The 20,918-nt window shown below is 36.1% G+C and carries 18 protein-coding genes; 12 read left to right on the top strand and 6 right to left on the bottom strand.

Annotation, left to right across the window (positions count from 1 at the left end; all coding sequences use genetic code 11):
• Positions 1–239: 239 nt before the first annotated feature.
• From ACUL40_RS16560 to gntP, 11 genes are all read left to right on the top strand, one after another.
• Positions 240–1,685, top strand: a complete 1,446-nt coding sequence (locus tag ACUL40_RS16560) for an o-succinylbenzoate--CoA ligase (RefSeq protein ID WP_065382419.1) — start codon at positions 240–242, stop codon at positions 1,683–1,685.
• Positions 1,686–2,792, top strand: coding sequence for an o-succinylbenzoate synthase (gene menC, locus ACUL40_RS16555; protein WP_000403318.1), 1,107 nt, complete (start codon positions 1,686–1,688; stop codon positions 2,790–2,792).
• 240 nt (positions 2,793–3,032) lie between these two features.
• Positions 3,033–3,731, top strand: a complete 699-nt coding sequence (locus ACUL40_RS16550; protein ID WP_000822489.1) for a response regulator transcription factor — start codon at positions 3,033–3,035, stop codon at positions 3,729–3,731.
• A complete protein-coding gene (locus ACUL40_RS16545; protein ID WP_074047392.1) occupies positions 3,724–4,830 on the top strand; it encodes a sensor histidine kinase in 1,107 nt (368 codons plus the stop codon). The genes ACUL40_RS16550 and ACUL40_RS16545 overlap by 8 nt, the downstream gene beginning before the upstream one ends.
• A gap of 82 nt (positions 4,831–4,912) precedes the next feature.
• A complete protein-coding gene (locus ACUL40_RS16540) occupies positions 4,913–5,773 on the top strand; it encodes a M15 family metallopeptidase (RefSeq protein WP_229174543.1) in 861 nt (286 codons plus the stop codon).
• Positions 5,774–6,134: 361 nt separating this feature from the next.
• Positions 6,135–7,235 carry an amidohydrolase/deacetylase family metallohydrolase gene (locus ACUL40_RS16535; protein ID WP_000139930.1) on the top strand — a complete coding sequence of 367 codons (1,101 nt, stop codon included), beginning with the start codon at positions 6,135–6,137 and terminating at the stop codon, positions 7,233–7,235.
• Complete coding sequence (locus ACUL40_RS16530; RefSeq protein ID WP_023523247.1) at positions 7,213–8,316, top strand: DgaE family pyridoxal phosphate-dependent ammonia lyase; 1,104 nt, start codon at positions 7,213–7,215, stop codon at positions 8,314–8,316. The genes ACUL40_RS16535 and ACUL40_RS16530 overlap by 23 nt, the downstream gene beginning before the upstream one ends.
• A gap of 1 nt (position 8,317) precedes the next feature.
• Entirely contained in the window at positions 8,318–9,073 is a 756-nt protein-coding gene (gene dagF / locus ACUL40_RS16525) for a 2-dehydro-3-deoxy-phosphogluconate aldolase (protein WP_065212173.1), read from the top strand.
• Positions 9,066–10,082: a sugar kinase gene (locus tag ACUL40_RS16520; RefSeq protein WP_001227516.1), complete on the top strand. Its 1,017-nt coding sequence runs from the start codon at positions 9,066–9,068 to the stop codon at positions 10,080–10,082. Before dagF ends, ACUL40_RS16520 begins: the two co-directional genes overlap by 8 nt.
• Positions 10,082–10,807: a GntR family transcriptional regulator gene (locus ACUL40_RS16515; RefSeq protein WP_000539278.1), complete on the top strand. Its 726-nt coding sequence runs from the start codon at positions 10,082–10,084 to the stop codon at positions 10,805–10,807. Before ACUL40_RS16520 ends, ACUL40_RS16515 begins: the two co-directional genes overlap by 1 nt.
• 48 nt (positions 10,808–10,855) lie before the next feature.
• Complete coding sequence (gene gntP / locus ACUL40_RS16510; RefSeq protein ID WP_000356167.1) at positions 10,856–12,181, top strand: gluconate permease GntP; 1,326 nt, start codon at positions 10,856–10,858, stop codon at positions 12,179–12,181.
• A gap of 135 nt (positions 12,182–12,316) precedes the next feature.
• Here gntP and ACUL40_RS16505 read toward each other — a convergent pair whose 3' ends face one another.
• Together ACUL40_RS16505 and ACUL40_RS16500 are read right to left on the bottom strand one after the other, a co-directional pair.
• A complete protein-coding gene (locus ACUL40_RS16505; RefSeq protein WP_000710354.1) occupies positions 12,317–12,988 on the bottom strand; it encodes a YqeB family protein in 672 nt (223 codons plus the stop codon).
• Positions 12,989–13,033: 45 nt separating this feature from the next.
• Positions 13,034–13,627, bottom strand: a complete 594-nt coding sequence (locus tag ACUL40_RS16500) for a TetR/AcrR family transcriptional regulator (protein ID WP_000132248.1) — start codon at positions 13,625–13,627, stop codon at positions 13,034–13,036.
• A gap of 277 nt (positions 13,628–13,904) precedes the next feature.
• On the opposite strand from ACUL40_RS16500, the gene ACUL40_RS16495 reads away from it, so the two are divergent.
• A complete protein-coding gene (locus tag ACUL40_RS16495; protein ID WP_001290392.1) occupies positions 13,905–14,096 on the top strand; it encodes a YjcZ family sporulation protein in 192 nt (63 codons plus the stop codon).
• Between the two features lie 53 nt (positions 14,097–14,149).
• Here the strand turns inward: ACUL40_RS16495 and ACUL40_RS16490 are convergent, their stop codons facing one another.
• From ACUL40_RS16490 to ACUL40_RS16475, 4 genes are all read right to left on the bottom strand, one after another.
• Positions 14,150–16,126: an FtsX-like permease family protein gene (locus ACUL40_RS16490; protein WP_000144951.1), complete on the bottom strand. Its 1,977-nt coding sequence runs from the start codon at positions 16,124–16,126 to the stop codon at positions 14,150–14,152.
• On the bottom strand, positions 16,123–16,875 hold the full coding sequence (locus ACUL40_RS16485; protein WP_000393250.1) for an ABC transporter ATP-binding protein: 753 nt from the start codon (positions 16,873–16,875) through the stop codon (positions 16,123–16,125). The genes ACUL40_RS16490 and ACUL40_RS16485 overlap by 4 nt, the downstream gene beginning before the upstream one ends.
• 20 nt (positions 16,876–16,895) lie before the next feature.
• Positions 16,896–18,851 (bottom strand): ABC transporter permease, encoded by a 1,956-nt coding sequence (locus tag ACUL40_RS16480; protein WP_000145009.1) that lies wholly within the window; start codon positions 18,849–18,851, stop codon positions 16,896–16,898.
• A 67-nt stretch (positions 18,852–18,918) separates the two neighbouring features.
• Positions 18,919–20,898, bottom strand: coding sequence for an ABC transporter permease (locus ACUL40_RS16475; protein WP_000145051.1), 1,980 nt, complete (start codon positions 20,896–20,898; stop codon positions 18,919–18,921).
• Positions 20,899–20,918 lie beyond the last annotated feature (20 nt).

The following is a 20,918-nucleotide window of genomic DNA, read 5'->3' as shown; positions in this document are numbered from 1 at the left end:
AAGTGAAGCCACCGAGCATTCTAGCTGCTGTAGCTGGATGTTTTAAAAGCGGAGCCGACTGTTTAGCCTCGTAGGCTAAGGTTCTTTCGCACAGAAAGTGTTTTTTACTTTCTCGTGCGGAAGGTTCTTAGACGGAAGGGGCTAGGAGGCGTAGCTGGATAAGACCAAACCGGAAACAAAACAACTAAGAGACTTGATATCATATCAAGTCTCTTTCTTTCATGAAAGGAGAATGAATGATGGAGACGATACCAAATTGGTTAATGCAACGTGCATTTTTAACACCAGATCGCACTGCAATTGAAATAGAGGAAGAGAAAGTTACTTTTATGGAGCTGCATGAAAAAGTAGTATCTGTTTGTGAACACCTCACGCATGTTGGAGTGGAGCGAGGGCAAAAGGTGGCTGTTCTGATGAAAAATGGTATGGAGATGATTACAGTTATTCACGCCCTATCTTATGTAGGTGCAGTAGCTGTGCTTTTAAATACGCGTCTTTCAAGAGAAGAGCTACTTTGGCAAATGGATGATGCTGAAGTTGTTTGTTTAGTAACGGATCAAGATTTTGATGCTAAAGATGTTCCTGTTTATTCATTAGCCGAAGTGATGAATGGACCAAAAGAGGAAGCCTCTATACAAGAAGAGTTTTCTTTAGAAGAAGCGATGACAATTATTTATACGTCTGGGACGACAGGCAAACCGAAAGGCGTTATTTTAACGTACGGCAATCATTGGGCAAGCGCAGTCGGTTCGTCGCTTAATTTAGGACTTCGTGATGATGATTGTTGGTTAGCCTGCATGCCGATGTTCCATGTTGGCGGGCTATCTCTTTTAATGAAAAACATTATGTATGGCATGCGTATTTTACTTGTTCCGAAATATGATGCTGATTTTATTCATAAAGCACTTCAAACGAGAGGAGTAACAATTATTTCTGTCGTTTCTAAAATGTTAACTGATTTATTAGAGCGACTTGGGGCAGAGACATATCCATCTTCTTTACGATGCATGTTACTTGGCGGAGGACCAGCGCCAAAACCACTATTAGAAGCATGTGTAGAAAAAGGAATTCCTGTATATCAAACGTACGGTATGACAGAAACATCTTCGCAAATTTGTACGTTATCCGCAGATTACATGTTAACGAAAGTAGGATCAGCTGGAAAACCACTATTTCAGTGCCAACTTCGTATTGAAAAAGATGGCGTAGTAGTACCGCCGTTAGTAGAAGGCGAGATCGTAGTAAAAGGACCGAACGTAACAGGCGGTTACTTTAACCGTGAAGATGCGACGCGAGAGACTATTCAAAACGGATGGCTTCATACTGGCGACCTCGGTTATTTAGACGAAGAAGGGTTTTTATACGTATTAGATCGCCGCAGTGATTTAATTATTTCTGGCGGAGAGAATATATACCCAGCTCAAATTGAAGAAGTGTTACTCTCCCATCCGGCAGTAGCGGAAGCTGGCGTTGTCGGTATGTCTGACGACAAATGGGGACAAGTACCAGCTGCTTTTGTTGTGAAAAGCGGGGCGGTAACAGAAGAAGAAATTCTTCATTTTTGCGAGGAGAAATTAGCGAAATATAAAGTGCCGAAGAAAGCATGTTTCTTAGAGGAATTACCACGTAACGCTTCGAAAAAATTGTTAAGACGAGAGTTAAGACAATTAGTGGAGGAGATGTAGGTGGAAATAAAAAAAGCGACACTGTATATAACGGAAATGCCACTCGTAATCCCGTTTGCTACAAGCTACGGGACTTACGAAAAGCGTGAGAGTATCGTTATTGAATTAGAGGATACGGACGGGTACATTGGATTTGGGGAAGTCGTTGCATTCTCTGAACCGTGGTATACGGAAGAAACGGTGAAGACAGCGCTGCATGTACTGCAAGACTTTTTAATACCTGATTTATTAAAGGCTGAAATTTCTCATCCGAATGAGGTACCGGGTCTATTTCAACATATAAAAAGAAACCGAATGGCAAAAGCCGGAATAGAGGGGGCTGTTTGGGATTTATATGCGAAGCGTCAAAAGAAATCGTTAGCGACATTGCTTGGCGGAACGAAGTCTGAAATTGAAGTCGGCGTTGTAATTGGCCTTAATACGATTCCAGTTATGTTAAAACAAATCGAGAAGTACGCGGAAGAAGGATACGAGCGTTTTAAAGTGAAAATAAAGCCAGAGCATGATTACGAATTATTGAAAGAGATTCGTAAAGAGTTCCCAGGTATCCCGTTAATGGCTGATGCAAACTCAGCATATACATTAGGGGATACGGAGAGGCTGAAACGACTAGATGAATTCCAATTAATGATGATTGAACAACCGTTAGCGGATTACGATTTTCTTGATCACGCAGAATTGCAAAAGAAAATTGAAACGCCGATTTGTTTAGATGAAAGTATTCATAGTTTAGAAGATGCACGCGTTGCGATTACGCTTGGCAGCTGCCAAATTGTGAACATTAAACCAGGGCGAGTGGGCGGATTAACAGAATCAATCCAAATCCATAATTATTGTATGGAACATAACGTACCCGTTTGGTGCGGTGGTATGGTAGAGATGGGGATTTCACGAGCGCAAAATGTTGCTCTTGCGTCATTGCCTAACTTTACGATTCCAGGAGATATATCTGCTTCTAGTAGACATTGGGAGCAGGATATTATTTGGCCGGAAGTGATGCTTGAGGGCGGGAAAGTGATGGTGCCGCAAAGCGTTGATGCTGAGTATGAAGTAGATCGCGGAAGATTGGAAGAAATTACGAAGCAGCGGATTGTGTTTGAGCGGTAAATGGAAGTTTCATTAGGATGCCCGCAAATAGCGAGAGGATTTTGTCGTTCATTGTCGGTAAGTCGATATATTTCAATAATTGCTGATATAATTTGAGTTACGGTCGATATAATTGGAAAATCGCTGATATAATTTTATTTACCAAGGTTACTCTAACGAGTAGCCTTTTTGTATTGTACAAATTGGATAGACTAGTTTACAATCGAGCGTATAAAAATGGAATGAAAAAGGGGGAGTAAAATGAAGCGCATTTCAATTTTAATAGCGGATGATGAGGCAGAAATTGCTGATTTAATTGAGATACATTTAGAAAAAGAAGGGTACCACGTCGTGAAAGCAGCTGATGGAGAAGAGGCAATTCATATTATTGAAACGCAGCCAATCGACTTGGTAATTTTAGATATTATGATGCCGAAAATGGATGGGTATGAGGTGACGCGTCAAATTCGTACGAAACATCATATGCCGATTATTTTTTTAAGCGCGAAAACTTCGGACTTTGATAAGGTGACAGGTCTTGTACTAGGCGCGGATGATTATATGACGAAGCCTTTCACACCGATTGAATTAGTTGCACGTGTAAATGCACAACTGCGTAGGTTTTTTACGTTAAATCAACCGAAAGTAGCGGAGAGTAAATCTGCTTTAGAACTAGGCGGAGTCGTAATTAATCCCGAGCGTAGGACGGTTGATGTATATGGTGAGCAAATTGAATTAACGCCGAAAGAGTTTGATATTTTATATTTATTAGCGAGTCATCCGAAGAAAGTGTACAATGTAGAAAATATTTTTCAGCACGTATGGGCAGACGATTATTATGAAGGTGGAAATACAGTAATGGTACATATTCGTACGTTGCGGAAGAAACTTGGAGAAGATAAAAGAAAGGATAAATTAATAAAAACAGTGTGGGGAGTAGGTTATACTTTTAATGGCTAATATGATGAAAAGTTTTCGATTTAAAATGATTGCCTTATTTGCGTTAAGTATGGTACTTGCAGCAACTGTAACTTATATAATTTATAAAGGATTGCAGCTGTATTATAAAACGATGGTTCGCTACGAAGAGCCTTTAGCACAATTTAGGTCAATGGTAAGGGAATTTGGAGACATTAATTTCTTTTTAATTTTCTTTATTCCGTTATCTATTATCTTTTTCTTCTTTTTGACAAAACCGTATTTAAAATACTTTGATGAAATTTCTAATGGGATTCATCATCTTGCGAACGGTAACTTTACGAATAAAGTTCAAGTTTCATCAAATGATGAGTTTGGAAATATCGCGCGTGAAATAAATGTTGCAAGTGAAAAGTTAAAAGAAGCTGTTGAAAGAGGAGACTTTGCTGAAAGTAGTAAAGATCAGCTTGTTGTGAATTTAGCTCATGATTTAAGAACACCATTAACATCCGTGTTAGGATATTTAGATTTAATTCTTAAAGATGAAAATTTAACAAAAGAACAAATTAAACATTTCTCCACAATTGCATATACAAAATCGCAAAGACTGGAAAGTTTAATTGATGAGCTATTTGAAATTACACGTATGAATTATGGCATGCTAAAGCTGGATAAAAAGCCGATTGATATAAGTGAGTTGCTTATACAGTTAGAGGAGGAATTGTATCCGTTATTAGAAAAACATCATTTAGAAGCTAGATTGAATGTGGCTCCTCATTTACCGATGCACGGTGATGGAAAATTGTTAGCTAGAGTATTTGAAAACTTGTTAACAAATGCCGTTCGTTACGGCTATGATGGACAATTTGTTGATATGAATGGGTATGTTGATAATGGAGAAGTTGTCGTACAAATTACGAATTACGGAGATAGCATCCCGGAAGAAGATTTACCGTATCTTTTTGATATGTTCTATACAGGTGATAAAGCAAGAACTGAGAACCGTGGCGGGACAGGCCTTGGACTATTTATTGCGAAAAATATTGTCGAGCAACATAACGGTACGATTTCTGCTGAGAGCAATGTAGTTAGAACGATATTTGAAGTACGATTGCCAAAAGACGAGAATGTAACAATTTAATAAAAATTTAAACTTTACCCCACTTTTTATTTTAATAGTTTTTTCTATTCTATACGTAAGTTACGTTAAGGAGGAACTAGAAATGAAAAAGTGGGTATTTATTTCTTTTTTTATAGTATGCACAGTATGTGTAGGCGTTTATATATCACCGTTATTTCAAAAGGAAATCGACGTTAAAATTATCGGGAAAGATGAGCTAGTAAAGGCGGCAAACACCGATGGGAAAGAGATTACGAAGGAACAAATTTATAAGGGCGATTTATTATTAGTTAACAGGGATTACCCAGTAAAAAAAGATAGTATTAGGTCTGATATTATAAATGTAAATCATAATAGTGAATTAGTGAGAGGCTATGTAATATTTGATAGAAATCTTCGTTTATCAAAGGATGTTGTGAAAAAGTTTTTGAACGTTGTCGATGCGGCTGGAAAAGAAAGTGTTAACCATTTTTTGATTAGTAGTGGCTATAGAGATTTCCAAGAGCAAAAACAGCTATATGAAAAAATGGGATCTAATTATGCACTTCCAGCAGGATACAGTGAACATAACTTAGGATTATCACTGGACATTGGGTCTACTCAAAAGAAAATGGAGAAAGCGCCTGAAGGAAAATGGATTGAAGAGAACGTATGGAAGCATGGCTTTGTATTACGTTATCCGAAAAATAAAAGTAACATTACAGGCATTCAATATGAGCCATGGCATATACGTTATGTAGGCTTACCTCATAGCGCAATTATGCAAAAAAAGAATTTCACACTAGAGGAATATTTAGGGTTTTTAAAAGAGGAAAAAGAGATTTCAACTGAAGTCGAAGGTAAGAAATATACTGTTTCTTATTATAAAGTTTCTGAGAATATGAAAGTGAACGTTCCAGCAAACAAGCAGTATGAAATTTCCGGGAACAATATGGATGGGGTTATTGTGACGGTTCAGGAATAGAGAAAGAGGTTGTTCCGTTTGGAGCAACCTCTTCGTATATATAAGAAAGGGATTGATGTTTTTTGTCGGTAAATCGATATTCTTTGTCGAATCGTTGATATATTGTGAGTTACGGTAGATATAATTGAAAAATCGTTGATATATTGTAAGTTATGATAGATATATTCAAAAAATCGTTGATATAATTTCCTATACTATTAGCATTTTGGAGGAGCATCTTTTTATTCGCTTTTAAACATTATAACGTTATATTTACTTCTCCCTTTTTTTGTGTTACGCTAAACGTGTGAAAGAGATATAAAAATGAAACTTTAATGTAAGCGTATTCTTATGGCTTCTTATAGAAAAGGGTGGAAGTACAATGACAGAACGATTCGTACTACGTAATGTGAAACGTGTGAACGGGGAAGAGATTGACATTGTAATTGAAAATAATAAAATCGCACAGGTGACGAAAGCTGGTGCTGGTGAGGGTGGAAAGGTTCTTGATTGCTCTGGTACTTACGTATCGAGTGGCTGGATTGATTTACACGTTCATGCTTTTCCAGAGTTTGATCCGTATGGCGATGAAGTGGATGAAATTGGCGTTAAGCAAGGGGTAACGACAATTGTTGATGCGGGTAGCTGCGGAGCTGATCGCATTGCAGATTTAGTAAAAAGTAGAGAACAGGCAAAGACAAATTTATTTGCCTTTTTAAATATTTCTCGCATCGGTTTGAAACGAATTGATGAATTATCCAATATGGAATGGATAGATAAAGAGAAAGTAATAGAAGCAGTAGAAAAGTATAAAGATGTAATCGTTGGGTTAAAGGCGAGAATGAGTAAAAGCGTCGTTTGTGATAGTGGAATTGAACCGCTGCATGTAGCGCGCTCTTTATCCCGTGAAACATCATTACCGATTATGGTACATATCGGTTCAGCGCCTCCTCGCATTGAGGAAGTTGTACCTCTTTTAGAAAAAGATGATGTTATTACACATTACTTAAACGGGAAAGAAAATAATTTATTTGATGAAGAAGGAAAACCGCTACCTGTGTTACTAGATGCAGTGAATCGCGGCGTACATTTAGATGTTGGTCACGGTAATGCTAGTTTTTCTTTTAAAGTAGCAGAAGCAGCGAAGCGTCACGGTATTGCCTTTCATACAATTAGTACAGATATTTACCGAAAGAACCGTATACACGGTCCAGTGTATAGTATGGCTCATGTTCTTTCGAAATTCCTTTACTTAGGTTATCCGCTAGAAGAAGTGATTGATGCGGTTACGAAAAATGCGGCAGAGTGGCTTAAGAAACCAGAGCTTGGCCGTATTCAAGAAGGAGATATTGCAAACTTAACTTTATTTACGGTTAAAGATGAGAAGGTTACGTTAATTGATTCAGAAGGGGATCAGCGCATTGCTGAAAGAAGGATTGATACGAAAGGGGTTGTAATTAATGGGTCATTCATTGAATGCTAAGTACGGATTAAAAAGAGTAATTAATGCGAGCGGTAGAATGAGTATTTTAGGTGTATCTGCTCCTACAGATACGGTAATGGATGCGATGAAACATGGTGGACAAAATTATGTGGAAATTGCTGATTTAGTAGATAAAGCAGGAGACCATATTGCGAGAATTCTAGATTCAGAGGCAGCGGTCGTTGTGAATTCAGCATCGAGCGGAATTGCGCTTTCTATCGCTGGTATCGTTACAGAAGGAAATCGCCGTAAAAGTGAAAGACTTCATCAAGAAGTAATCGCGAAAAACGAAGTGATTATGTTAAAAGGTCATAACGTTCAATACGGTGCTCCTGTTGAAACGATGATTTACTTAGGCGGCGGTAAACTTGTAGAAGTTGGCTATGCAAATGAAGGGAAAGCAGAGCATATTGAAGATGCAATTGGTGAAAATACAGCAGCGATTCTGTATGTGAAATCACATCATGCAGTGCAAAAAAATATGATTTCTGTTGAAGAAGCATGGGAAGTTGCGCAGCGAAATAACGTACCGCTTATCGTGGATGCAGCAGCTGAAGAAGACATTCAAAAATATGTGAAGTATTCAGATCTTGCTATTTATAGCGGTTCAAAGGCAATTGAAGGACCTACTTCTGGTATTGTGGGCGGTAAAAGAAAGTATATTGAATGGCTGAAAGTGCAATTACATTGTATCGGAAGAAGCATGAAAGTTGGGAAAGAAACAACTTTTGGTTTACTTCAAGCACTTGATGAGTACGGAGTAAAAGAAGATAAGAGCGAGCAAGAAAAAGAATTGCTACAAGTACTTATGCCGCTAAAAGAATTAAATGGTGTAAATGTAACGATCGTTCAAGATGAAGCTGGAAGAGCAATCTTTAGAGCACGTATTCATATTAACGAAAAAGAGTTAAATAAATCGGCAAAAGACGTTGTGGCTGCATTACGCGACGGGGAAATTGCAATTTACACACGTGATTACGGAGTAAGACAAGGGTTCTTTGATATCGATCCACGTCCACTTCAAGGTGATGACATACATGTAATTGAAGAAAAAATGAGAGAAATTGTAGGGGGAAACTAAAATGACAAACATTCAAAAACGTTTTTATAAAGGCCGCGTAGCATTAAATGTATTGGCAAACAATATAGAAAATGCGAAAGATATTTTTGAAGCAGCAGAAGGTTATGTAGTAGTGGGAGTGTTATCAAAAGACTATCCAACAGTAGAAGAAGCTGTTACAGCTATGAAAGCATATGGAAAAGAAATTGATGACGCTGTATCAATCGGACTAGGCGCAGGAGATAATCGCCAAGCGGCAGTTGTGGCTGAAATTGCGAAGCATTATCCTGGTAGCCATATTAACCAAGTGTTTCCTTCAGTTGGAGCGACACGTGCAAATCTTGGCGAAAAAGATAGCTGGATTAATAGTTTAGTATCGCCAACAGGAAAAGTAGGTTACGTAAATATTTCTACTGGCCCAATTAGTGCGGCTGGAGAAGAAAAAGCAATCGTTCCAATTAAAACAGCGATTGCACTTGTACGTGATATGGGCGGAAATTCATTGAAGTACTTCCCGATGAAAGGGCTAGCCCATGAAGAAGAATATCGCGCAGTTGCGAAAGCTTGTGCGGAAGAAGAATTCGCATTAGAGCCAACAGGCGGAATTGATAAAGAAAACTTCGAAACAATTGTACGTATTGCGCTTGAGGCAAATGTAGAGCAAGTTATCCCGCACGTGTACTCTTCTATTATTGATAAAGAAACTGGTAACACGAAAGTAGAAGATGTGCGTGAATTATTAGCAGTCGTGAAGAAGCTAGTTGATCAATATGCGTAAGAAAATTGCAGCGTTCGGTGAAGTAATGATGCGCCTGCAAGTACCTGGATATGAATTGTTGTCGCAAGCTAACACGTTAAATTACTCATTTTCAGGTACAGGTGTGAACGTTGTAGCGGCACTTTCTCACTTAGGGCATGAAGGGCTTCTTATTTCAACTTTACCGGAAAATTCGGTTGGAGATGCAGCTGTATCTTACATTCAAAAGTTAGGAATTCAAACTTCTCTTGTTTCAAGAGGTGGTAAATATGTAGGTATGTATTTTTTAGAAAATGGATTCGGTGCACGTGCAAGCCGCGTTACGTATTCGAATCGACTAGAAAGTAGCTTCAATACGGCGTCTGAAGAGATATACCAATTTGAAGAAATTGCTAAGGAAATTGATATCGTTCATTTTTGCGGTATTACACTTGCGATGAATGATACGGTGCGCCATCATATGAAGTCTTTAGCGAGAGCAGTTAAAGAAAACGGAGGAACCGTCGTTTTTGATTGTAATTATCGTCCATCACTTTGGGGAGAAGACGGATATGAACAGGCAAAACCGCATTATGAAGAAATGCTGGGACTTGCTGATATCGTTATGATGAACGAAAAAGATGCAATGTTTGTTTTAGGAATAAAAACCGAAGAAACGGAGCGAGAGGCGCAACTTGTTGATCTTATTCCAAAGGTAGCTGAAACGTATCATATCGCTACAATCGCTGGTACTCATCGCTCTATTAACAGTGATAATACACATTCGCTTCGCGGGTTTATATGTAAAGATGGAACGTTCACTTTTGCAAAAACACTTACGTTTTCTGTATATGATAGAATAGGTGCTGGAGATGCTTATACGAGCGGAATTATTCATGGCGAGATAAAGGAGTTCGCACCAGAGAAAGCTGTTTCATTTGCGTCAGCAGCTGGAATGCTAGCACATACAATCGTCGGTGATACGCCAATGTCATCAGAGAAGGATATACTTCGGGCAATGACGGCATCAGTAGGTGATGTAGAAAGGTAGTGGGTGTAACGGTGAACGTAACGAGAAAAAAAGGACCATTATATTTGCAAATAAAAAATATTATTCGTGATCGAATATTGCATGGTGTATATGCGATTCATACGAATATCCCTTCCGAACCGCAGTTAGAAGAAGAGTTCAAAGTGAGTAAAATTACAGTGCGAAATGCGATTAAAGAACTCGCTCAAGAAGGATATTTGGAAAAGAAAAGCGGTAAAGGAACGAAAGTCATCCGCAATACTTCTGCGACAAAACTGTCAAAGGGTAAGAAATTTACTGAAGTGTTAGTGGAAGAAGGATATAAAGTACAGAAGAAATTGCTAAAAGCAGAAATTGTGCAGAATGAAGAAGGAACAGTGCCATTTCGATTATTCGGTAAGGAGAGTTTTCGTATTGAACGTTTATATACGTTAAATGATGCACCGTACATTCATTATACGCACTATTTCTCAGCAGGAATGGCAAGTTCAGATTTATCGGATTTTGACTTGCAATCGCTTTATGATTTAGTTGAAGACCGAGGTATTCATTTAGAAAACTTCAGAGATGAATTCGCAGTTGGACTCGCGCCTAGTTTCGTTGCAGAAGCGCTAGGTGAAAAAGAGGGGACAGCGCTATTAAAACGCATGCGTTATTCTTACGATGAAGTTGGCGAAGTAATTGAATATAGCGAAGGCTACTACAATACAGAAATGCAGCATTATGTAGTGAATTATGACGTATAAAAAAGAGGGGATTTTCCCTCTTTTTTTATAAAGTAAGGAGAATGGGAGATGGATATATACTTATTAATCGTCACGTTACTTGCAATTGCGATTGTTATTTTAGGGGTATCATGGTGGAAATGGCATGCATTTATTAGTTTAACAGTTGCGAGTTTGTTTTTAGCTATCATGTCTGGACTGAACTTAACGAAAATAGTGACTGCCTATGAAACTGGTGTTGGTAGTGTACTAGGGCATTTAGTTGGTATTTTAGCTCTCGGAACAATTTTAGGGAAAATGATGTCCGATTCAGGGGCCGGCATGCAAGTGGCAGATTTCTTTATTCGATTTTTCGGTGTAAAGAAACTACCTTGGGCTATGTTATTTGCAGGATTTGTTATAGGGATTCCAGTGTTTTTTGAAGTGGGGATCGTCATTTTATTACCACTTGTTATTTCCATTCGAAAAACGACGAAGCAAAATATATTATTAATTGCGTTACCTGTCATTGCAGGATTATCTATTGTTCACGGGCTCGTGCCTCCGCATCCAGGGGCGATGACAGCAATCGGTATTTATAACGCGAACTTAGGAAAGGTACTTTTATATTCATTAATTATCGCGTTACCAACAGCCATTATCGCAGGACCGATATTTGCAAAGTGGGTACATAAAAGGGTGATACCTGAAAATGAACCAGAGCTTATTCGGGTTACGACTGTCTCAACTGATTTGCCAAGTCGTAAAGTTTCATTCTTTATTATTTTACTACCAGTTGTATTGATGATTTTATCAGTAGTTGCACCATATATTTCATTACCGAAAAAATTGACTGAATTTTTCGTGTTTATAGGAAGTCCAGTAATCGCCTTACTTATTTCATGTTTCGCAGCATTTTATTTACTTGGTATCAAACAAGGTATTAATAAAAAGATGATTAAAAAATTAACAGATGAAAGTTTATTGCCTGTCGGTTCTATTATTTTAATAATTGGTGCAGGCGGTGGATTTAAACAAATATTAATTGAAAGCGGCGTTGGAACAGCTATTGCACAAATGGCAGAACATATTTCGTTATCACCAATCGTATTAGCTTTCATGGTAGCTGGTTTAATTCGAATTGCAACAGGTTCAGCTACAGTAGCATTAACGACAGCAGCAGGGATTGTTTCACCAGTTATTCAGCACATGTCTGGTGTGAATTTAGAGCTTCTCGTTATTGCAACCGGTGCAGGTTCATTAATGTTTTCTCACGTAAATGATGCAGGGTTCTGGCTTGTAAAAGAGTATTTAGGTTTGACGGTGAAGGAAACGTTTAAAACGTGGACGGTACTCGAGACATTGTTATCATTTATTGCATTTGGTTTTGCGCTTGTGTTGAATATGTTTCTTTAGGGAGAAAAGTCCATTTTAATTAATAAAACCCACAGGAGAAATTCAATTTCTCTGTGGGTTTTGCTATTTTTTGATCGTAGTTACTTACAAATATACAGGGCAAGGTGCTTTTTATATCTTTTTTCTATTGTCCTATTACTTAATAGAACGGACATACTGATCTTCTCCATCGTCTTTGACAAAGACTCCTAGCTCATTCAAATCTTTGCGTAAATGCTTCTTTTTTTTAGAGTTTCCTTCTCGAAGGGCATTGCGTCTTTCATACAAAATAGTATTTATGCTTTTATTAAATCGCTCATCCTCTAATTTCCATAAGCTATACTCATGTTTATAAGGATCTTGTTCCACCCAGGGGAAGCCGTGCATTAAGAAAGTATCTTTAATTTTGCTTGGGGTAATGTCAGATGTTTCACGTAACCATTCGCGGTCTTCTTGATCAATGATAACCACTTGACGCTTATCTACAAAAACGGCTTTTACATTTAATCTGGTGATTTGTTTCTTTTGATCGTCCTTATTCACGTGAATGCTTTCCGAAGTAATGTTCATTTTTAAAGCTTCACTATAAATAATTAAAGAAAATAAAATTCCTGCAATAACACCAATTAGCATGAGGATAATAGGAAGCCAGAAGGGATTAATAAAATTTAAAAGTTCTATAATTTTTGAATCAGAAAAGAGAGGAATCTTTTTTATAATCTCTATTAATTTAGGTGAAAAATATCCAATAACGCCTAAAAGGATGGGACTTACTATAGCAAGTAATTTTTCTAAAAAACCTAATCCAATGACAGATGCCTTTTTCATGTGTAGTTCATCCTTTCATATATATTTTTTTAATCAAGGCATGTTTTAAACAGTGAGTTTCTTCACCATTTTTATGAGCTCATCTGAGTAATTTTCTATGGATATAGATGAATTTGCCTTCAGCATTCTTTCTTCGATTGCTCCTAAAATAAATGAAGCTAATGTGTCGGTTTGGAAAGAATCGGAAAACACGCCATTTTGTTGACCAGTCTTCAAAATATCTAATAACATCGTTCTAAGAGCATCCTCCTCTTCGTCGTCTTCGATTCTGTAATAAGGAACGTTCTCTTCATTTCTTGCATTAAAGACAATCTCAATTAAGGCAATATTATTTTTGTAATGAGTTTCTTGATAAGCCAAATGCGCTTCAATAAAAGCCTCTAGTTTATTTATTTCAGATTGAGCTAATAGCACTCGATTACTAATAAATTCATGTTGCTTGGCAACTAAAAATTGTAATGTGCGATTCATAAGGTAAAGCTTATCATTAAAATGATAAGAAATAAGTCCGGTACTAATCTTAGCCTTTTTTGCTACCTTCGTTAAGCTTAAGTTGTTATATCCAACCTCTTCTAATGTATCAATACATGCAAGAATAATTTGTTCACGCCTAGCCTCTGCAATAAAAGAATCAGTCACGCTATTCAACTCCTAATTTATATAATTTGAATGTATAATCAAAAAATTGATTGGTCGTTCAATTAAATATTAGTAAGAAATTAAGAGTATGTCAAATGTTTTATGCTTACATCTGGATAAGGCTCATTCGCTTTTTAATAAAGCCCAATTCCTAAAACAAGCCCGTTTTTAGGTAAGCCAAGCTTCTTATTCGCCCTGAAAACATAATATAAATGGAATCCCCTCATTTAGAGCAAGGTGAACTTGTTATGAATGATACTAAAGGAGGAATAGGGTAATGAGCGAAAAGTGTGAACACAGACATGATGATTGTAACCGCAGACATGGTTGCGGAGGCGGTTTTGCGCTTCTAATCGTATTGTTTATTTTATTAATTATCATCGGTGCTAGCTGCTTCGGCGGAGGCGGCGGTTGTGGTTATGGTGGTTACGGCGGTTATGCTGGCGGCTACGGCGGATATTGCTGCTAATTATTAAAAACTATTGAAAATAGCCTTGTGCATATTGCACAAGGCTATTTTATTCATATTTTTATATGCTGTGATAATTTATTAATGTAAAGAGAACGGATTAAGAAGAAGAAAATGATCTCGATAATCCCGAAAAAGGTGAGTACGATACATGTCTCTTTTAATAAGGAGAAAGAAAACATGCTTTGTAAAAACTTAACTGCAAATAATGTGTGAACACCAGCAACGACATAAGGAACGAAAAATAAAATTCCTAATTGAATCGTTGCAGAGCGAAACATTTCTGATTCAGTTAAGCCAAGCTTTGTAATCGTAATATACTTTTGTCTTTCAGTTGTTAAGTCATTATACATACGGAAATATAAAACACTAGCTGCTCCGATAAAGAAAATAAAGCCGAGAAATGCCCAAATAAAGAATTGAGCGACTGCATTTCCTTTACTATGAACGAGTTCATCCGTAGCTGTATAAATATAAAATGGTTTAATGAAATCTTCTTCATTTTTATGTGCTTCATACAAGGTTTCTGCATCATGATTTAAGCTTTTTAATATATTTTTTGTTGGGACAATTGCATTTTCCCAATTTTCCACGAAGTAGTTATAGACTGTAATTGTTTCAATATGAGGAATCATATTTTCAATTACTTCATCTTGCATCACAATTAAGTGAGGTAATGCAAAGGGAGGCTCAATTCCTCTATTAATAAAACCTTTAATTTGAAATTCCTTTTTATTAGAGCCAAGTGTAATCGTGTTCTGCTTCGCAAATGGGTTAGACACGAGATTTAATAACACTGGTGAATAGCGAGAAATATTATAAACTTGTGAAGAATCGAGAGTGATTTTTGGTCTGTTTAATTGCTGTGCTATTGCGTTATAATCACTCATTTTCATAATGGCAATTGATTCTTTTGAAGCTGTATCTTTTAAAACGGTAAACTTATATTTGTCATATTGAAAATTAGCATTTGTAAGTTCAGTTTCAATCGTAGTAATATGCTTTTGTTCAAATGCATTAACACCTTCTGATGTATAGGTGAATGGTATTGGATATCGTTCTAGTATGGGTGCTTTCGTATTATTGTTTGCAGCAAATAACCCGATAATAATTGTAAATGCAAGTGCAGATAGCATAGAAACAATAAAGAGTACATTAATATTACTGCGTGTACGAGAAACTAAATCTGAAATCCATAACATATTTATTTGTTTTAAATAAAACTTTCTTCGTTTCTTTAAAATATAGATAAAGAGAAGAAATGTTTGTGAAAAAAATAAATACGTCCCAACTACTACAAGCGGTAAAATAGATAGCATAATTAAGAATACAGATCCATTTTGTGCATTTTTTTCCGTTATGTAGCCTTGCGGATAACCAGCAATATAATAGCATAGTCCTAAACAAGTTAAAGCAAATAGTGAAATCAGTATAGATGGTTTTTTTTCGCTCTTCTCTTTGTTAACGCCCTTAATAAGCTTCGTTGTTTTTCGAGTACGAATAAACATTGGTGTAAATGTAGAAACGATTAAAAATAAGATGATAAACGTTACGGTTGTAACGATAATCGCTTCTGTTGGCCAATATAAATAGAGACCTTTCGCGTTTGTTAATTTCGAAGTGACTAATAAGAAAAAGTTAGAAAATACAAGTCCACCTTGAATGCCGATAAAGATAGACAATATCCCGATTATCATATTTTCAGTAAATAACAGTCTCTTTAATTGTCTCTGTGAGATACCGAGAATGGTGAGTATCCCGAATTGCTGCTTCCGTACATTTAAAAATGTTCCAATTGAATATAAGAGAAAGAAGAACGAGAACATAACAATCACAAGCTGTGCTGTACTAGCTAAGTTCATTAGAGGATCACGTTCTTGGAAACTTTGTACACTTTGTAACCGCGGGTGATACGCGTATACAGTAAATGAAAAGAAAACCATGATAGAAAACGCACTACTTACAAAGTAGGCGAAATATGCTTTCGAATTACGTGAGACATTTTTAAATGCGAATTGCCAAAATGTCATCCACGTCTTCCTCCTAATAATGCTAAAACATCTAATATTTCTTGATAAAATTTCTCACGGTACAATCCGCGGTGTAGTTCATTGTAAAGCTCTCCATCTTTAATGAAAATAACACGGTTACAATAACTTGCTGCAAACGGATCATGGGTAACCATTAAAATCGTTGCATCTTCTTCTTTATTTAATTTCGTAAATAGCTCCATTACGTCAATTGCCGCTTTTGAATCTAAGTTTCCTGTCGGTTCATCGGCAAGTAGAAGTGAAGGATGATGAATGACAGCACGTGCTACTGCGGTACGCTGTGCTTGTCCCCCGGAAACTTCAAAAATACGCTTGTCCAAAATATGATCAATTCCAAGCTTTTTTGAAATGTTATCAAGCTTTTCATCCATTTCTTTTAATGGAACATTATCTAATGTTAAAGGTAGTACGATATTTTCACCGATTGTTAGTGTATCTAGTAGGTTAAAGTTTTGGAAAACAAATCCTAACTCTTGGCGGCGGAAAATAGCTAACTTCTCTCTACGAAATGTGTGCGGTTTTTTTCCGTTAATCACGACATCACCAGAAGTCGGAGAATCGATTGTAGAGATAACGTTTAAAAATGTAGATTTCCCGCTACCAGATGGTCCCATAATGGCAACGAATTCACCTTTATCCACGTGTAAATTTATATTTTTTAAAGCAGTATGAGGGACTTTTCCCTCATATACTTTTGAGACGTTTTTTATGTGTAATACTTCTTCCATAGTAATCACCTTTCTACTTTTTAAAACTTAATGTGTTGTGATAATTTTTGCATATAAAAGGAACGAATTAAAAGGAAAAATAAAATTTCAACTGTTCCAAAAATCATAAGTACGACTGTAATTTCAGCGAAGAACGAGAGATGTAATATTTCTTGTAGCATCTTTGTCGCAAACATCGTATGGATTGATGCCATAATGTAAGGCACGAAGAAAAGAATCGCAAGCTGAATTGTCGCTGAACGTTTCATTTCAGTCTCAGTTAAGCCAATTTTCGTAATCGTTATATATTTTTCTTGCTCATTTGTTAAATCTGTATACATTCGGAAGTAAAGAACACTACCAGCACCGATAAAGAAAATAACACCTAAGAAAGTACCAATTAAGAAGAATGAGGCAACATTTAGTTTTTTCTTATATAGAGAATCGCTCGCTTCACTTGCATGGAAAGGTGGGTGCTCTGCTTGAATAGCTGCATTATCGTTATGGATTTTTGTTATAAACGATGAACCGATATTATGTGCTTTTTCCCAATCTGTAACTTTGAAGTTATATACACTCATTTGTTTGGAAACTGTGGATAAGGCTTCTACATTTTCATCAGATAGTATGAGTAATTGGTATATTAAGCTGTTTGGGAATGGGCTATAACTTTTATATTCTTTCACTTGTAGTTGTAAATTGTTTTGAGTAAGTGTAAGAGTATTTTTCTTTTCTTCATTGTGAAGTGTTCCAATAACTTGATCATCTAAGTCTTTCATAAGAATATAAGATTCATTCTTATTTACCGTGAGTTTTTCCAAATTTAATGCTTTAGCAAGTACATTATAGTCACTTTGTTTAATTGCGTAATAGAGCTGCGTGTTATCTTCAGCTGAAGATACCTCATATATATCCGTTTTAAATTTTGTATAAGTAAAGTGCCCTTCATTAAATTTCTGCTCTAACCAGTTTAAATGTTCATCAGCTAATGTATTTTCAGTATGCGATAAATACGTAAACGGGAAAGGGTTTTGTCTAATTGCATCAAACTTTGTAAATTTCCCAAAACCGTATAAGAATGTAATCATTGTAAAAGCGAGTGTTGATAGCATCGCTACAATAAAGAGCATGTTAATGTTTGTCCGAATGCGCGCTGCTAAATCCGAAATCCAAAGCATATTAATTCGTTTCATATAAAACGTTCTTCGCGTTTTTAAAATACGAATAAGTAAAAAACTAATTTGTGAAAAGAAAAAGTATGTTCCAGCTGCAATAAGCGATGGGATGACAAATATACTAGAGACGGCGTATAAAAGCCCAATGATGTCACCTAGCGACATAAAATACAACGGATTTGCGGCTAACGCATATCCACATATTAAACACGTCGCACCAAATAGAGAGATGAGCACGGATGCTTTTCTTTCTTTTTGTTGTGTTCCTTCTTTTAAAAGACGTACGGCTTTTCTCGTACGAATGAGCATCGGTGTAAAAGATGATACGAGAATGAAGAGCCCAAGAAAGATGATGATAGTTAAAACGATAGCACTTGTAGGCGGATATAAATATAAACCAGGTACGTGTGTAATTTTGGCGGTAACTAATAAAAAGAACTGTGAAAAGACAACTCCAAGTTGAATGCCAAAAAATATAGAAAGAGCACCAATTAACATATTTTCTATAAATATGAGTCGCTTTAATTGTTTTTGAGATATGCCAAGTACTGTTAAAATCCCGAACTGTTTTTTTCGTACTTTTAAAAAGGTCCCGATTGAATACAGTAAAAAGAAAAATGAAAAGAACACAATGACAACTTCTGAAATTGTCATTAATATGTTCAGAGAATAATTCACGTCTGTCATATGCAATTTAGGATGAAATAAATAAACTGCAAATGAGAAAAAGATTGCGATGGAGAACGCACTGCTTACAAAATAGGCGAAATAAGCTCTGGCGTTCCGCGTCACGTTTTTAAATGCAAACTGCCAAAATGTCATTTGCCTAGCCTCCTGATAGGGTGAAGATGAGAAGAGCATAAGAAATACTCTTTTCATCAAGTTTGTTTTAAATATTTTGTCCACTCGTGTATTGTGATAATTTTTGCATATAAAGTGAACGAATGAATATGAAAAATACGATTTCAACGAATCCAAAAATAATAAGAACGGCTGAAACCTCTTTGAACAGAGATAAACCAATTACATCTTGTAGCATTTTTGTTGCAAACATTGTATGAATGGATGCCATAATGTAAGGAATGAAAAATAAAATACTAAGTTGAATGGTTGCAGATCGTTTCATCTCTGTATCTGTTACACCGATTTTAGAAATCGTTATATATTTCTCTTGTTCGTTCGTCAAATCCGTATACATTCTAAAGTAAAGAACGCTACCAGCTCCAATGAAGAAAATAACTCCTAAAAATGTCCCAATTAGGAAAAATGCAGCACTGCCTGATGTTATTTTGTATAACGATCCTGCTGATTCAAAGGAACGAATAAGAGGTCCTTCATACTGGGATTTATTTCGATCTTTTTGCACTTTTTCTATAAAATTATCAGCAATTTCATATGTCTGTTCCCAGTTTTGAATTTTGTAATTGTATGCTGATATATGCTTTACGGTGCTAGGTAAGTTATTTACGATAACATCAGGCAAAACTATCGTTTGATATGAAAAGCCAGATGGAATTGCATTCACATGCTCATAGCCTTTCACTCGTAATTTCGTATTTGTACTAGAGAGTGTAATGTAATCTCTTTTGTAGCTTTGCTCAAATTCGTTGAATATGGTGTTATAAGATGTCCCTGTTAGCACATATGCTTCGTTATCATCCATAAATAGTTGTTTCATTCGTAAAGAATCTGCAAGTTTGTTATAGTCACTTTGCTTAATTGCGTATACGTCATTATAAATAGCTATATCTTTATCTTCTTTTAGTGGTGTTTCATATATATCAGCTTTTATTTTTTGATAGGGGAAATGCTCTTTTTGTAATTGTTGCTCAAGCCAATTTAAATGCTCTGTAACAAAAGGGTTCGCATCATAAGAAAAATAAGAAATTGGAAAAGGAGAAGTTCTATTCACCTCTAGCTTAATAAATTTCCCGAATCCATATAGAAACGTAATCATTGTGAAAGCAATTGTAGATAGCATCGCTACAATAAACAGCATATTAATATTCGTTCGAATACGGCTCGCTAAATCCGAAATCCAAAGCATATTAATCCGTTTCATATAAAACTTCCTTCTTTTCTTTAAAATATAAATAAGTAAGAAACTAATTTGTGAAAAGAAGAAATATGTTCCAATTGTAACAAGCGTTGGGATAACGAAAATACTTGAAACCATATATATAACACCGATTTGCGGGCTTACTGATACGAAATATTTAGGATTTCCAGCTAACGCATAACCACCAAATAAACAAATCGCACCAAATAATGAAACAAGTATGGATGGTTTTCTTTCTTTTTGTTTTCCACCATTTGTTTTTAAAAGGTGTACTGCTTTTTTTGTACGAATAAGCATTGGTGTGAATGCAGATACAATGATAAAAAGACTAAGGAAAACAATGGTTGTTAAAATAAACGCGTTAGTAGGCCCGTATAAATATATTCCTGGAACATGGGTAAGTTTGGCTGTTACTAATAAGAAAAATTGAGAAAAAACAACTCCAAACTGCATGCCGAAAAAGATAGATAAAATCCCGATTAACATATTCTCCATAAAAATAAGACGATGTAATTGTTTTCTCGATATTCCTAAAATGGTCAAAATACCAAATTGTTTTTTTCTAACTTTTAAAAAAGTACCAATGGAATATAGTAAAAAGAAGAAAGAGAAAAATACAATTACTACTTCTGAAAATATCATTAATCCTGAAATTTCAGAGGTCATGTCAAAGTTTTGTAATTTCGGATGGAATAAGTAAACAGCAAACGAAAAGAACACAGCAATGGAAAAGGAGCTACTTACAAAGTAAGCAAAATAAGCTCTTGAGTTGCGCGTGACGTTTTTAAATGCAAATTGCCAAAATGTCATAGATTATACCTCCGGCTAGA

Source organism: Bacillus sp. KNSH39, from assembly GCF_052656585.1.
Note: the sequence above shows the minus strand (reverse complement) of the source record. Positions and strands in the feature narration are given on the sequence as shown.

Bases quoted from the DNA above. Each gene is read 5' to 3' on its own strand.
- ACUL40_RS16495 (WP_001290392.1), top strand. From the start codon at position 13,905: ATGAGCGAAAAGTGTGAACACAGACATGATGATTGTAACCGCAGACAT.
- ACUL40_RS16475 (WP_000145051.1), bottom strand. From the start codon at position 20,898: ATGACATTTTGGCAATTTGCATTTAAAAACGTCACGCGCAACTCAAGA.
- ACUL40_RS16540 (WP_229174543.1), top strand. From the start codon at position 4,913: ATGAAAAAGTGGGTATTTATTTCTTTTTTTATAGTATGCACAGTATGT.
- ACUL40_RS16535 (WP_000139930.1), top strand. From the start codon at position 6,135: ATGACAGAACGATTCGTACTACGTAATGTGAAACGTGTGAACGGGGAA.
- gntP (WP_000356167.1), top strand. From the start codon at position 10,856: ATGGATATATACTTATTAATCGTCACGTTACTTGCAATTGCGATTGTT.
- ACUL40_RS16560 (WP_065382419.1), top strand. From the start codon at position 240: ATGGAGACGATACCAAATTGGTTAATGCAACGTGCATTTTTAACACCA.
- ACUL40_RS16490 (WP_000144951.1), bottom strand. From the start codon at position 16,126: ATGACATTTTGGCAATTCGCATTTAAAAATGTCTCACGTAATTCGAAA.
- ACUL40_RS16545 (WP_074047392.1), top strand. From the start codon at position 3,724: ATGGCTAATATGATGAAAAGTTTTCGATTTAAAATGATTGCCTTATTT.
- ACUL40_RS16550 (WP_000822489.1), top strand. From the start codon at position 3,033: ATGAAGCGCATTTCAATTTTAATAGCGGATGATGAGGCAGAAATTGCT.
- ACUL40_RS16530 (WP_023523247.1), top strand. From the start codon at position 7,213: ATGGGTCATTCATTGAATGCTAAGTACGGATTAAAAAGAGTAATTAAT.
- dagF (WP_065212173.1), top strand. From the start codon at position 8,318: ATGACAAACATTCAAAAACGTTTTTATAAAGGCCGCGTAGCATTAAAT.
- ACUL40_RS16480 (WP_000145009.1), bottom strand. From the start codon at position 18,851: ATGACATTTTGGCAGTTTGCATTTAAAAACGTGACGCGGAACGCCAGA.
- ACUL40_RS16505 (WP_000710354.1), bottom strand. From the start codon at position 12,988: ATGAAAAAGGCATCTGTCATTGGATTAGGTTTTTTAGAAAAATTACTT.
- ACUL40_RS16520 (WP_001227516.1), top strand. From the start codon at position 9,066: ATGCGTAAGAAAATTGCAGCGTTCGGTGAAGTAATGATGCGCCTGCAA.
- ACUL40_RS16485 (WP_000393250.1), bottom strand. From the start codon at position 16,875: ATGGAAGAAGTATTACACATAAAAAACGTCTCAAAAGTATATGAGGGA.